Source organism: Coraliomargarita algicola (assembly GCF_033878955.1).
GTDB lineage: Bacteria > Verrucomicrobiota > Verrucomicrobiia > Opitutales > Coraliomargaritaceae > Thalassobacterium > Thalassobacterium algicola.
The window spans coordinates 4163491-4176895 of the sequence record NZ_CP138858.1; the positions used below are offsets into that span (position 1 = coordinate 4163491).

8 protein-coding genes are annotated in these 13405 nt (G+C 52.2%); 2 read left to right on the forward strand and 6 right to left on the reverse strand.

Annotated elements, in window-relative coordinates; all coding sequences use genetic code 11:
- Positions 1–16: 16 nt before the first annotated feature.
- From SH580_RS17165 to galB, 3 genes are all read right to left on the reverse strand, one after another.
- Entirely contained in the window at positions 17–1936 is a 1920-nt protein-coding gene (locus SH580_RS17165; protein WP_319832047.1) for a glycoside hydrolase family 35 protein, read from the reverse strand.
- A gap of 284 nt (positions 1937–2220) precedes the next feature.
- Positions 2221–4470: a glycosyl hydrolase family 95 catalytic domain-containing protein gene (locus SH580_RS17170; RefSeq protein ID WP_319832048.1), complete on the reverse strand. Its 2250-nt coding sequence runs from the start codon at positions 4468–4470 to the stop codon at positions 2221–2223.
- Entirely contained in the window at positions 4467–6965 is a 2499-nt protein-coding gene (gene galB / locus SH580_RS17175; RefSeq protein ID WP_319832049.1) for a beta-galactosidase GalB, read from the reverse strand. Before galB ends, SH580_RS17170 begins: the two co-directional genes overlap by 4 nt.
- A gap of 403 nt (positions 6966–7368) precedes the next feature.
- Here galB and SH580_RS17180 point away from each other — a divergent pair, with 403 nt between their 5' ends.
- Both SH580_RS17180 and SH580_RS17185 read left to right on the forward strand, forming a co-directional pair.
- Positions 7369–8055, forward strand: a complete 687-nt coding sequence (locus SH580_RS17180; RefSeq protein WP_319832050.1) for a PEP-CTERM sorting domain-containing protein — start codon at positions 7369–7371, stop codon at positions 8053–8055.
- A 262-nt stretch (positions 8056–8317) separates the two neighbouring features.
- Entirely contained in the window at positions 8318–8566 is a 249-nt protein-coding gene (locus SH580_RS17185) for a hypothetical protein (protein ID WP_319832051.1), read from the forward strand.
- Positions 8567–8634: 68 nt separating this feature from the next.
- Here the strand turns inward: SH580_RS17185 and SH580_RS17190 are convergent, their stop codons facing one another.
- From SH580_RS17190 to SH580_RS17200, 3 genes are read right to left on the reverse strand one after another with little or no spacing between them, the layout of a single operon-like run.
- Positions 8635–10107, reverse strand: a complete 1473-nt coding sequence (locus SH580_RS17190; protein WP_319832052.1) for a sulfatase family protein — start codon at positions 10105–10107, stop codon at positions 8635–8637.
- 22 nt (positions 10108–10129) lie between these two features.
- Positions 10130–10534, reverse strand: a complete 405-nt coding sequence (locus tag SH580_RS17195) for a hypothetical protein (RefSeq protein WP_319832053.1) — start codon at positions 10532–10534, stop codon at positions 10130–10132.
- A gap of 7 nt (positions 10535–10541) precedes the next feature.
- Positions 10542–13379, reverse strand: a complete 2838-nt coding sequence (locus SH580_RS17200) for a hypothetical protein (protein ID WP_319832054.1) — start codon at positions 13377–13379, stop codon at positions 10542–10544.
- Positions 13380–13405 lie beyond the last annotated feature (26 nt).

Genomic DNA, 13405 nt, shown 5'->3' on the forward strand with positions numbered 1-13405 from the left:
TTGCGAGTTATCAAGGCTACCAGACGTTATTTGTGTTCTTGGTTTTTTCGTTTATGAACTCGTAGTTACGCTCAGTGCAGCCGCGGATTTGATCGGCATTGCTTTGAACGAGCTCTACAACCGTCACGGTATTATTAGCTTTTCGAAGCACAGATGCGGGGCAATAGAGACGTAGCTGAGGACCAATGTTCCAATAGCGACCGAGGTTCACGCCATTTACGTAGAGTGTGCCTTTGGTAAATTTACTCATGTCGATGAAGGTGTCGGCCACCTGATCCAGTTTGAATTCGGCGCGGAAAATACCGCCTGGCATGTTGTCGTTCGGGCTGGCCTTGGCCTTGCTCACGGTCGTGACATCCAAAGGAATTGGAGTGACTTCCCATCCGGTGATGGGCTTGCCATCCAGCAGCACCGGTCCGTAGAGGCCCTTGCGGTCCGACTCCATCGTGATGCTGAAATTGATGTGTCCCATGGCTTCGACCCAGATTTCCAAGGTGCTTTCTTGGCTACGTGTTGGAATCATCATTCGCTTTTGATCGTCTTTGTATTCATCGCGGCGATCGACTGTGCGCACCAATTCGCCATCGACGAAGACGTGTCCATAATCATGGAAAAAAGTGTAAGTGAGTTCGGCTGCTTCGCCGGCCGGTATTTTGGCTCGATAGATCGCCATGCCCTGATTTTGATCGAACGACTCGAAGTAGGGCGGCGTCTCAAAGCTGCCCTTGAGGGATGGGTGACTCAAGGTCTTGACCGGTGCCACATACTCGAGTGTGAACGGTGCAATCTCCATGGTGGGGATCGGTGCGGGAGCGGGGGGAAGTTCATCGTTGTCGATATACTTCATGATGAATTCCCGATATTCGTAATATTCTGGAGTTAAGACCCCTTGCTCCCCTACGGGGGCACCAAAATCGTAACTGGTTATACCGGGCATATAATGATCGGCGCCTTTGTTTGCTTTGCCGTTGCCTCCTGCGGTGAAGCCGAAATTGGTGCCCCCGTGGAATACAAATATGCTAAAAGAGTGGTTGTTTTTCAACAGCCAGGGCAGCTCTCTTTTGATTCTTTTGGACGGTGCCCAGTTACCTTCACCCCAGCGACGCAGCCAGCCTGGATAGCTTTCGGAAGAGAATACGGGGACGCCGGGGTTGATGCGTTTTGCGGTCGCCAAGCCTTTGTCAGAATTCAGGGGGTCCAGTCCTGTCGCGACTCCTGGCAGAGCGACGCCGCGCAGGTGTTCCTCGGTGGTTCCATCCGCAGTAGAAAAGGGTCCGAAGCCCTGTTCGGTCCAGAAATCTTTCAGCCATTGCATGTAGGCGGACTCATGTTTGCGATCGTAACTGCCATACTCATTCTCCAGCTGCGTCAACAGGATGGGGCCGCCATGTTTAAGCAGTAGAGGTTCAAAGATTGGGGCAATGGCTCTGAGGTAACGCTCTTGATGATGCATGAAGTTGGCATCTTCCATGGTGCGCAGTTTGGCATCGGGGTCTTTCAGTAGGTAGGGAGGCAAGCCACCCAGATCCCATTCGCCGCAGACATAAGGGCCCGGGCGGATGAATACCCACATTTCCTCTTCCGCGCAGATACGGATGAATTCGGCGATGTCTCGATTCCCAGTTTTGAAGTCAAAGCTTCCATCGGGCTGCTCAAAGCCGTTCCAAAATGTATAGAGGGAAATGGTATTCAGTCCCATCGCCTTCGCGCACTGAATACGATGTCGCCAGTATTCACGTGGAACCCGCTGCGGATGGATTTCGCCCGCACGAATTTGAAAGGGCTGTCCATCCAGTAGGAACTGTTCTCCGTTGGGCCCGCCAAATGTAAAGCTGTGTGGCTGACCATCAGGCTTAGGTTCCGCGGCGGAAGCGAGGCTTGCAAAACAAGCGATTGAAAGTGCTAGTCTGAGTAATCGGCTAAAGTGGACCATCATTATATTTCTTATTGTAGGAACGTGGGGCTAAGAGCTCGCTTACGCTGCATGAGTCCGCTTTCTGGATCTAGTTTCAAATCATAGCTTGTGCGGTTACGTAACTTTTATGCTTTCTGACGCAATGTTGAATGAGGTTACTCGATGATGAATCATGCTGGCTCACGAGCAAAGGACAGACTCGCTGCACGGTCGTGCGAAGCAGGCTTACCGTTGCCATACAAACAATCGCCGGCGGCCCGGCTAGCTTCAGTGGGATTTTTCTCGATCCCTCGAAGACTGAGCCTTCAGATGCTTTGGAGCTCTAAAGTATCTCCGGCCTTTAAGGGAAAGACGAGTAGGTCGCCTTCGGTGGTGTGGGGATAATTGGACTTGAAGGGGGAGTTTTTAAATGGATTTCTCAGTCGTAAAGTCGAGTCGGTGGTGGCGGTGATGGTTACTTCGATCGTCTTACAATTTTTACGTTTGGCGGAAACAATGAAGCCGCCCTCGGCTCGAAGGTCTTTGAATGAGCTGTCCCTCCAAGAATCGGGCACGGCGGGGAAGATGCGCACTTTATTCCCCCAGCTTTGAAGGAGCATTTCCTGGACGGCATCCATGAAGAGGAAATTGCCTTCGAGAGTGAAGGGGCGGTAGACCAGTTTACTGAGTCCGGATCGGGTTTGGTCACCATTGACATGGAAGCCATTGCGGGTGACAAAGCCGCGCTCAAAATCGGACAGGAGGCGGGCGGCATCATCTGCGAACCCCGCGCGCGCGGCGAGCGAAGCTGCCCAGGTGAAGGAATACCCGGTCCAAGCTCTGCTGCCGTTGTCGATGATCTGACGGACGGTGGCGCGAACTTGTTCCTTTTCTGCCGAGCCTTGATCGATATTAAGAATGCCCAGCGGGTGGATGGCCAGGGCGTGGGAAAAATGGCGATGACTGTGTTTGAATTCGATGCCTTTGGAGATCAGAAGTGCGTTGCTTTCAGCAGACACTTGGAGCGGCGGCATTTGCTGCAGGAGAGCCTCCCATTGGTTGAAGTCATCGGTTTTGTCAAGCTCCTGGGCCATCTCTTTAAGAGCCAGCAGACTCCAAGTGAGAAGCGCCTGATCGAAATTTGAGTTCGGGGTGAGGTATGCGCGCATTCCCCCTCCATTCCATTCCGGACTGGAGGAGGTGATCAGGTAGAGTTTTCCGTTCTTTTCTTTGGTTAAAGCAAGCGTGGATGTCGCGATCTCGGCAAGAAAGGGATAGGCGTTTTGGGAGAGAAAGACGGGATCCTGGCTTGTTTTCCAATACTGATAAAAGGCATGGCCGTTCCAAAGGCCGGCGGTGAGCCCCATCGCGTAAGGCGGCCAACCACCCATTGCCTGGCCCTGCAATGTCATGACGCCAGGGACCATTGCGGTATCGAGTCCGAAGAAGTCTTTACCATACTTGCGGAACTGCGGCAAACGGCTCAGGTAAAAGTTTAAGTAGGACATACCTGATTCCTTGAGACCCGCCGCTTGCCAGGCCACGTAGGTCATCTGGGTGTTCAGATCGTTGTGGTAGTCACCTTTCCATGGCGGAAGTTTGCCCTCATCTGCAGTCCAAATTCCTTGTAGGGGCATGGGGGGCGCATCGGCTCGCGACGCAGATCCATAAAAGTATTTGACCAGGTTGTAATGGGTTTGGAGTCGGGGGGCGGGCAGTTGGACAGTGGACGTGTGGTAAAATGCTTTCCACCATTCAAGGTGGGCGGCATGAAGTTTGTCCCAGCCTGCGGAAAGTGCGGCGAGGGCCTGCGCGCGCGCGAGTTCGGATGGGGTGCCGCCTTGTTCATTGCTTGCGGAGGCAATGGCAACGAGCGTTTGATTTTCGAGAGTTTTCCATTCGACGGCAAAGGCATATACGAGTTTCTCTGCTGTTTCTTGGGTGTACGTGATTCCGTGATCGCTGCGGGAGAAATCGGCGGGAGGATAACCGAGAGAGTCGAGGGAATCGGGGCGAAGGAGCTCAAATGTCGAGCCAGCGGGCACACGTGCAAGGGCAACGGGCGACGCGGCGGAAAAGAACATCTGCACGGCTTGCGTCGTGGTTTGGACCTCTGCTGTGGCAGAGGGGAAATCGAGATGGAAGCGCTTGCTGGTGGTGCCGTCGGGCAGCGAAATGACGAGCCGCCCTCCAGGGATTTTAGTCCATTTGCTTTTGAAGTAAGTGGTGTCGAAATATTTTTTCCACGTTCGGGTGTCCTTGTCTTGAATATTCTGGAGCAAGGTTTCGTAGCTGCGCTTGGGATCGTAAACTTCTGCATTCCCACGTTCGTCCCAGAGGTCACCACGATCGAGAGAAAGACGCAGCTCCGATCCTTCGCCCCAGAGCAGTCCGCCGGTCAGGCCATTGCCCAGTGGCAGTGCATTGTCCCATCGTTTGATGGGGGCGGGTAAGGTCAGGCTGTCCGCAGTGAATGTGTCGTGGGCGCGTTCAGGAGCCGTAATTACTTCGGCGTGCAGCTGTGCCAAGAGTAAGAAACAGACGAGCAGTAGGGGTGGAGTGAAGGATTGAGTCATAGACTGTTGAGTGTGAGGGTGGATTCACCCAGCCCTTTGGCTGTTGCTTTAATGGTGATCTGACCAGCTTGGTCGTCAAAGCTGCGAACAATGGCGAGGCATAGGCCGTTAAACGCAGAGTGCTGATCGCCTTGAAAGGACTCATGGTTGGTCGGATCACCGTTGCCGACGCCAATGATTTCGCCGGGACCTGTGATCTCAAACTGAATCAGATCGCCGGCCTGTGGAATCATAGTGCCTTCACTGTCTTCAATGCGGACGGTAATAAAGCTGAGGTCCTCGCCGTCGGCTTTAATTGTGGTGCGGTCTGCGGAGAGGCTCAGTTGATTGGGCGCGCCGGCGGTCTGCATGCTTTGTTCCGCCCATGGCTTGCCGTCTTTGTAAGCCACGACTTTGAGTTCGCCGGGCTGGTATTTCACCTCGTTCCATTTTAAACGATACTCATACTGTTTCTTGCTGCGGCGTCCCAAGGACTCGCCGTTGAGGAAAAGTTCTGCTTCATCACCCGAGGTGTACACATACACGGGAGTGATTTCACCGATACGATCTGGCCAGGTCCAGTGGGGCAGGATGTGTGCCATAGAATACTCCGGACGCCAATGCGCTTGATAGAGATAGTAGCGATCCTTCGGGAAACCGCACAGATCGACGATGCCGAAGTAGGAACTGCGAGAACTCGCTTTACCGTTATTCAGGCGTTTGTTGGCTTCTTGGGCACGCTTGGCCTCGGCTTCGTTTTTGAAGTTTAAATCCAGTGTCTGATCCCAAGCGAGGAAGGGCGTCGGCTCGCCAATGTAATCAAAGCCAGTCCATACAAACTCACCGGCGAAATTTGGATTTTTCTCTAACAGCTCAAACTGCTTGTCAGGAGTGATCGACCAACCCGGGCCCCAGTAATCGTAGGAGCTGATTTGATTATTTCGAGCGCCGCCTCTGAGCTTTTGAGCGCGGTTCCTTGGCTCTTTGACCGGAAAGTAGTATTCACCGCGCGAGCTAGTCGTGGACGAGGTCTCAGAGCCGTAGATGGCGTAGCCTGGATTCTTTTCGAGGAATATTGGGTAAACGCTTTGGTTGTAGTTGGCGCCGATCACATCGACTGAATCTTTCCAGTCACCCATGATGGGCTTGGACTTGTTTGAACCCACGGTGACGGGACGAGTCGGGTCTTCGCGGTGGACGATCTCTGTCAGCCGTTGTGAGATGCGTTTGCCTTCGTCGCTGTGCAGTTCGAACACCTCATTTCCAGTGCTCCACATGATGACGCTGGGATGATTTCTGTCGCGACGAACCAGTGCAACAAGATCCTTCTCGTGCCATTCTTCAAACAAGGTGTGGTAGCTATTTTCGGTCTTACCTTTGGCCCAACTATCGAAGGCTTCATCGATCACAAGAATACCCATGCGGTCGCACAGTTCCAGTAGCTCGGGTGCCGGCGGGTTATGGCTGGTGCGGATCGCATTCGCACCCATTGCTTGCATGATTTCCAATTGCCGCTCCATGGCACGCGTATGGAACGCGGCACCCAAGGGCCCGAGGTCGTGGTGGAGGCAGACACCTTTCAACTGCACGCGGCGACCATTGAGGTGGAAGCCGTCTTCGGACGTAAATTCAATCGTGCGAATGCCAAAAGTCGTTTCGTAGCTATCCACAAGCTTCCCGTTCTGTAGCACACTGGTGACGATGAGATACAAATTGGGGGATTCCACATCCCAGCGTTTCGGATGGTTCAGTTCTAAAGTGGCTGTGGCGACTTCGGTCGAGTCGGGCGGGATGGAGCTCTTGCCAGTCGTTGTCTCCGCGACTTTGACTCGCTTCGAGCCAGCTTCATACACCTCATGACGAAGCTCGACAGGAGCCGCGCTTTTTTCGCTGTTGCGAACAGTCGTTTCGATGCGGACGGTGGCTGATTTGTCAGAGACCTCGGGTGTGGTCACGTAAGTGCCCCAGTGAGCTACGTGGATCGGGGCTGTTTTTATCAGCGACACTTTACGATAGATGCCTGCGCCCGGATACCAACGGGACATACGGATCTTATTCTCCAAGCGAACGGCTAAGACGTTTTCTTTACCCACTTTTAGGTGCGGTGTCAGGTCGAAACGGAAAGAGCTATAGCCGTAGGGCCATTCACCCACGTATTGACCATTCAAATACACCTTGGAGTGAGACATCGCCCCGTCGAACTCGACGAAGACCTGCTTGCCCGCATCCGACTCGGGGGAGGTAAAGGTTTTGCGATACCAGCCAATGCCAATGTAAGGCAGCTTACCTTCCGCATTGGGCAGATCATCACGAAACGGCCCTTCGATCGCCCAGTCGTGAGGCAGGCGGAGTTCACGCCAGTCCGAATCATCGACCGACACTTTATCGAGACCCGCAGGCTCTTTCAGAAAGGAACCGTAGTTCATCTCACCATAGCGAGCAAAGCGCCAATCCTCATTGAAGGATTCGACGCTACGTGTGGCGGAGGCGGCATCAAGAGCAGTCGTTAGCGCCACAGTGAGAATTATAACTATAGTTCGGGCGAGTCGGGGAGTTTTGCGCCAAGCAAATCGTGGGGATAACATCATGTTTTGTAGTCGGTTATTCTGTTAGAATGCGAGTGAGTCGCTCTATGGGAAGTGGTTCAATTCACAGACGCACTGTTTATTTGATGCCTCGTTTTCAAGTCTTCACATATGGTTTTGTTGATGTGAGCTAGCGAAGCATGGACGTACGTTTTATTGGAAACCACACAGAATTGGCGCGCGATCAAGTTACGTAACTGCGTGCATAGTTGTGAACTAGAGGCTTACGTAACTTTTTTGCATCCTTAATCCTAATTGACGGAGATTTGTAGTGCTTGGAGAATGACATCCGCAATTGAGCATACCGCACCATAAACTAAACCAAATCAAACTCATGAAAAAGAAAACACTCACCTTCGGCTTTATATTCTCCGTTCTTGCTGGATCGGTCTTCGCTGAGCCAGTAACACCAATCACAATAGATGTCATAGTCACTGACTTTAAAACGGAGTCTGAAAATTCAAGTTCAATTGGCGATTTAGCTGGAGGCACTAGCACGACTCAGACTCAGACATACACCTTAAGCAATCTTGATTTTACGTCGATCGGTGGTACTGCAACTGAGACGATTACCTTTACAGTCGATTTAAGTGGCACATCAGGCGGGAGTGCATCCACTGTGGGGTACAAAAGTTGGGGCGATGCTTTTGTGGGTGGTTCAAATACTGAAGTGGGTGAAGTCTTTACGGCTACGCTGGGCACTATCAGCTCTAGCTTCACTGGTGGTAGTCATAGTGTGAACTTTGCAGGTTTTACCAATGCTTTTATAGAGGCAATCGCTGAGGGAGAAGAAGCTACAGTGGCTTATGAGGGAGATTCGGTGACTGTCGTGGGATCAGCTGAGAATGAAGCTAACCAAGCGACTCCACTTTCTTCGTGGATATCAATTGCTCCTACAGTAGGAAGCATGAATATTGGGGGGTATAACCTCCAATTGGTAGCAGTTCCTGAGCCTTCCGCTGCGGCCTTGCTTGCTGGTCTCGCAGGTGCGACCTTCGTCTTTGTGCGCCGTCGTCGCTAAGCGCGTCGTCTAGAGTTTTTCACAATCCCCGGACACAGCCCGACTGTGCCGGGGATTTTTTGATCTGTTTGCTGAGAGTGGGGGATTCAAATTGTATAGGTCTTGCGGCGTGTCTTTTACTCAAGTCTTGGGCATAATCATGAGATTTATTCCAACCCTCTCATGTTAAAGCACTACGTAGCGGGCATTCAATTCGCCTGTGGCGATCTTCAGGTCGATCTCAGTCTAAGACTTTGATATTGTGTCATTCGAGGATTTTTGAATGTTTATTTGCGTTGCGTTGCCAAAGTCGCAGCAGTTGAGCGCGCTCTCTGCACAGATGTCGTTTCCACACCCCAGGGCGCAGGTCACCCAGTTCATTGCCGGGCCGAGCAGTCGGCGGAACAGCAGCCGCGCCTTCATGGAAATACTGGCAGATTTACGCTGTATGGCTGTGCGTTTCTCTGGAGGCTCGTTACGCTTAGAAATCGGAGTGGTCGATTGGAACGTGCTAGACTTAATACGAAAGTAGTTGCGTGCGCCTATTATCGAAGAATATGAAAACGGTAAACTTCAGCCACTCCAGGAGAATCGATCTAATTAAGCTCGGGCTTGCGCTGTGTTGTGCACGGAATGTGCAGCTCGCACGGCTTCGGTGTAGGTGCGGCAACTCCGTTCGTAGGGGACGACATCGCTTGTGCGTTGATACCAGTTTAACAATTGAAATTCTAGAGACTGTTGCACGGCTTGATGTTCCGTTCGGCCGTAGAGATTGTTCAATTCATTTGAGTCGGTCTGTAAGTCGTAAAGTTCGGAGATATCGCCGCGGCGGAATATTAGCTTGTGCGTTTGTGTGCGAATCATGGTCGAGCGCGCAGAGGCTTCGACTACATCCTGTTGGAGGCGTCCTTTGTTTGCATAGATGCCTTCTGGATCAGCGCCGACATCTTGCATGGAGCCTTCAAAGCAATGTGGCTCGTGCGGATCATAACCACCTTCAGCAAAGACGGCTCGATTCGGATCGCCTGCTTGACCTTGTAATTGGTCACACATGGAGATCGCAAACTGTGTGTGTTGCAGTGGAATTTTTGCGAGTTCCAGAGTGGTTGGATGTATGTCGAAACACTCGATCAACTCTTTGACGACATGCCCCTGCACTCCGCCAGGTGTGCGAACGATCATGGGCACGCGAGTGAGGCAATCGTCTAGTGCGCCTTGCCACTTCTCAATCAGGCCATAGTCGCCCGCCCATTCACCGTGATCGGAAAAGAGTATCACGGTGGTGTTTTCGGCATGACCGGTTTCTTCGAGGGCGTTGAGCAAGTTGCCTAGCATGGTATCGACGTAGGAAATCATTCCTAAATAGACGGCGCGGGCTTTGCGGAAGGTTGCGTCGTCAAGTTGATCCCACTGACTGTATTCGCGAAGGAGTCTGTGAAAACAGGGTTTGTTTTCGAGATCAGCTGGCCGCATGGGAGGCAGCTCATCTGGATCATACATATCATACCACGGCTGAGGGCACTCAAAGGGCGGGTGCGGAAAGGCGAGTGCCATGTTGAGCATGAAGGGCGGATCTTCTGGTTTGCGATTGCGTAGGTAGGTGATGGCTCGCTCGGTTAGATTCCAGTCGTGTGTATGCCCGTCGCCGGGGCCGTAGAGGAAGCTCCAGTAGCGAGGGTCCTGCTTGGGGAATATGTCACGACTGCCTTGTGAGCCGAGCTCAGGGAAATGGAGCCCGTTGACGCTCTGTTCGAAGGAGTCTTGAGATAGTAGATCGTTTTTGCCGAACCATTGCACATCGTAGCCGTGTTGTTTGAGGTATTTGAGTGTATTGGGCTCGTCCTTTTGTAGCGGGTGCCAGAGGGTGCGATGACCACGCACGTGTGGATACCAACCTGTCATAAAACTACAACGTGATGGTGTGCAGACTGAGTGCTGAACATGACATTGATCAAAGCGCGTGCCTTCTGCCGCGAGGCGATCCATGTTGGGCGTTTGAGCCATTGGGTGTCCATAGCAACCGAGGAAGTCGGCGCGTAGTTGGTCGGGATTGAAATAGATGAAATTCATCATGTGATGCGGTGACTACATTGATCTAACGGGTGATTTCGTAGATCAGGTTATTGGGTCGATCTGTTGCGATCGTTTCTGCGGTAAATACGATGTCGTTGTTTTCGTTGTATTCAAAAGGGACTACAGCGGTGCGCTTGCCATTTAAATCGATTGCGAAGACTTGTGCGCGGTTGGATTGGTTGGGAATGGTGATCGTGGCGCTGCCTCGTTTGACGAGTTTATCAGAGGTGCCCAAATCGATGATTTGATACATGCCAGCTTCGCCGAATTTCATTCCTTTGTTTAATACATTGGTGAGATGGAAGACGATGAGCCGTTCGGATGTGGCGAGTGGTTGATGATCAATGGAACCGACGAAGACTGTGGTGGGGCCACCTGTGATGTCGCGGACGAAATCTGTATCCAGTGAGGACTCCTGAATGACCATCGCTTTGCTAGGGCGTTTCGACTAGGAAGTTGCCAGCTTTTTCAAGGATTACTTTTGTTTCGTTTGTTTTGACTGCATATTGAACTTGAGGTTGAAGCTCGGTGAAGGGGGCATTTGTGGCGGCACTGTCAGCATCTGTCTCGAAACGAGAGCTGATACGTTTAGTCAGGCCGAGATAGGTGTAGTCCATCTCGAAGTCGGGTGGCGTCTTGCCAAAGTCTGAATGATCGTGTGCATCTCGTTTGTAGACGAGGTCTTCAGCTTTGGGGCTTGAGGCTGGCTGATTGCCGGAAGCATAGGCACGGTCTGAATTGACGACAAAGACCGCTTCGTTTTCCAGGGCGGAGACATCTGCGCGGCGCCAGAGCATCGCGATGATGTATTCATTCAGGAGACCTATGGGGTCCTGTGCGACATCGAAGCCTTCGATGGGCTGTTGTTTGGTGATGCGCTTGCGATAGTGAGCCCAGGAGAAACGGTAAAGCCCATCGTAATCTTGCAGTGCGGAGTAAGTGCCCATGAGCGGGCCAGCTTCGTTGCGAAATTTATTGGGATAGCAGAAGTTATATTCAGTGACTGTGAAGGGTTTGTCCTCGATACGAGTGAGGAACATGCGACGAGGTATGTTGGCGAGGTCTTGGGTCGCACTCTTTTGGGAATTACTGTAGGGGAGCTTCCACGGGCCGTTGGGGAAGCTTGGGTGATCCCAGTAGCCGTGGTTGTCGACGTAGTCGTATTGGGCGCGAATCGGTGTTTGCGCGTAGTGGTATTTCCAGTTGTTCCCGGTGAGGAGTGCTTTGACTCCGAGTTCGTTTTTTAGAAAACGTCGCATCTCGGTATCTGCGGCCATCTGGACTTCGGCGAGGTATTCGTTGATGGCAGCGTTAAGTGCTGCGTCGTTTTGAGTTGGCCGTGGGTTGGTCTGTATCCACTGATTAAATCCTGCATGATAGAGTGCTTTGACTTCTTTATTCGTATTGATGGCGGCCCAGATCGTGTCCTCATTGACTGGGCAAATCGAAAATAGGGCAGGGTCCTCTGCCCAAGTCATGCCAGTGTAGGGATTCTTGTGAGTGAGCAGGTCTCGGGCAAAGCGCTTCCACTCATCCATCGCGTCTGAAGAAATCGGGATGAGGGCTTTAAAGGCGGCGTGGTTATTCGCGACTAGTTTATTTAGTTTTTCGTTACGAATGCGGCGAATAGTGAAGAGGTCGGTCGAGATGTAGAGGCCTTGTTGTTTTAGGGCATAGAATAAGTAATCGAGGCGATCCTGCATGTCTTCCGAAATGATATACTCTGAGGGGTTCCATCCGCCAGCTAGTAGAATATCGTAGTGGTGAATGCGTAGTGAATTGTAGCCCATCTGCCGCAATCGAAGCGCGAGGGCATCGGATTCTTCCTTCGACAAGAAGTTGGCATCAAAATTAAGGTTTGTGCCGAGAAAGCGCACTGGTGTTTGGGGGGCATTGGCGAAAGCAAAGTGTCCCTCTGAGGTAGTGATGACGGGGCCGAATTTGCCAGCAGGGGCGTGGTTCCATGCTGAGAAATCGAGCACACTTTGGGGCTCGATTGTGAGGGGCGTTTCTATTGGAGCCCAGTCGTTGTTTTCACGAACGGTAAAGAACTCTGGTTGTGGTAGTGCGATGGCTGTATTAGTGAGAGTTGCTCCGACGATCATCCAGATGGAGTCGTTGCCCGCGCCAAAAGCGATTTTTTTGATGGGCTTTTTGCGGAGCTCAAAGCGCGATTGATAGAGGCCGATGTTGGCTTCGTTGACTTGCTGGTCCCAGACAATCGCAGCATTTGGAAAGCCTACCGGGTTCCACCAGTTGCCGATGTCCTTGGATGATTGCACGTCAATGGATTGTTCGGTTCCATCTTGATAGGATACTTTGATTTGGCCGACGGTGCCCCATGTATAAGCAGAGGCATGGAGCAAGTAGAGGTAAGCGGGGCTTCCGTAGTTTTGCGGGACAGTGACTTCGCCGAATGTGAGATTAGAACGCTTCGGGTCTTTTGACAGGACGAGCGTGCTGGTTTCAGTTGTGGAAACTTCGAAGCTCAAAGTGCTGGCAATTTCTGATACTGCAGAAAACGCGGAGAGATCCAGTTCGGGGCCTTGATCGGTCCAGCCTCCTTTACCATCGCCGGCTACTTCATCTGCGAAACCACGATTGGCGACAGTCGCCAGTGACAGAGGGCTCACCGAGAGCGATTGGGCAGAGACCTGCGCTCCAAATTCGCTCTGGTGGATGACTCCCTTATGCTGTGAGAAAAAGAAGCGGAAGGAGAAGTTCGGCCCGCCAAACTTACGGCCGTCTACGACCATTATGGTGAAGTTGCCTTTGAAGCTCAAGTTTCCGGCATGGGTGGGGATCTCGACCTTGCGGGCAGACTTGATTAGGAGAGTGGCCTCGCCGCCGAAAGTGATGGGGAGCTCCAGAGGCTCACCGTCGATGGTTAGAATCGTTCCCGCGAATTGCTTGATCGGGAGCAGGCCTTCATAGGCCAGCATGTTGCTTTGGAAGCCTTCTTGGCTTTGCGCGGTCGCGGAGAGTTGAACGCTGGAACTGTCAGTTGTTAGAGCCTCAAGTGTATAGTCAAACAAGTCGGCACCTTCTTTACTTTTAAAGACGCCTTCGAATTGAGTGCCGTCGGCTTGTGCTGGAATGAAGTGGCGAGACTGATTGACGGGTTGCCAACGACTGTTCATGTGCAAGGTTCCCCAGGTGCTGTTGCCGTAGCTGAGGATGCCATTATCTGAGAATGAAATCCCTCCTGATGCAAAGAGAGTCGCTGAGCAGACTAGGGCGAGGAGGTGTAGGCTGCAGTTTTTCAGATTCATTAGCGTATGATAGGGTGTGCGGTATT

Bases quoted from the DNA above. Each gene is read 5' to 3' on its own strand.
- SH580_RS17195 (WP_319832053.1), bottom strand. From the start codon at position 10,534: ATGGTCATTCAGGAGTCCTCACTGGATACAGATTTCGTCCGCGACATC.
- SH580_RS17165 (WP_319832047.1), bottom strand. From the start codon at position 1,936: ATGATGGTCCACTTTAGCCGATTACTCAGACTAGCACTTTCAATCGCT.
- SH580_RS17200 (WP_319832054.1), bottom strand. From the start codon at position 13,379: ATGAATCTGAAAAACTGCAGCCTACACCTCCTCGCCCTAGTCTGCTCA.
- SH580_RS17180 (WP_319832050.1), top strand. From the start codon at position 7,369: ATGAAAAAGAAAACACTCACCTTCGGCTTTATATTCTCCGTTCTTGCT.
- SH580_RS17190 (WP_319832052.1), bottom strand. From the start codon at position 10,107: ATGATGAATTTCATCTATTTCAATCCCGACCAACTACGCGCCGACTTC.
- SH580_RS17185 (WP_319832051.1), top strand. From the start codon at position 8,318: ATGTTTATTTGCGTTGCGTTGCCAAAGTCGCAGCAGTTGAGCGCGCTC.
- SH580_RS17170 (WP_319832048.1), bottom strand. From the start codon at position 4,470: ATGACTCAATCCTTCACTCCACCCCTACTGCTCGTCTGTTTCTTACTC.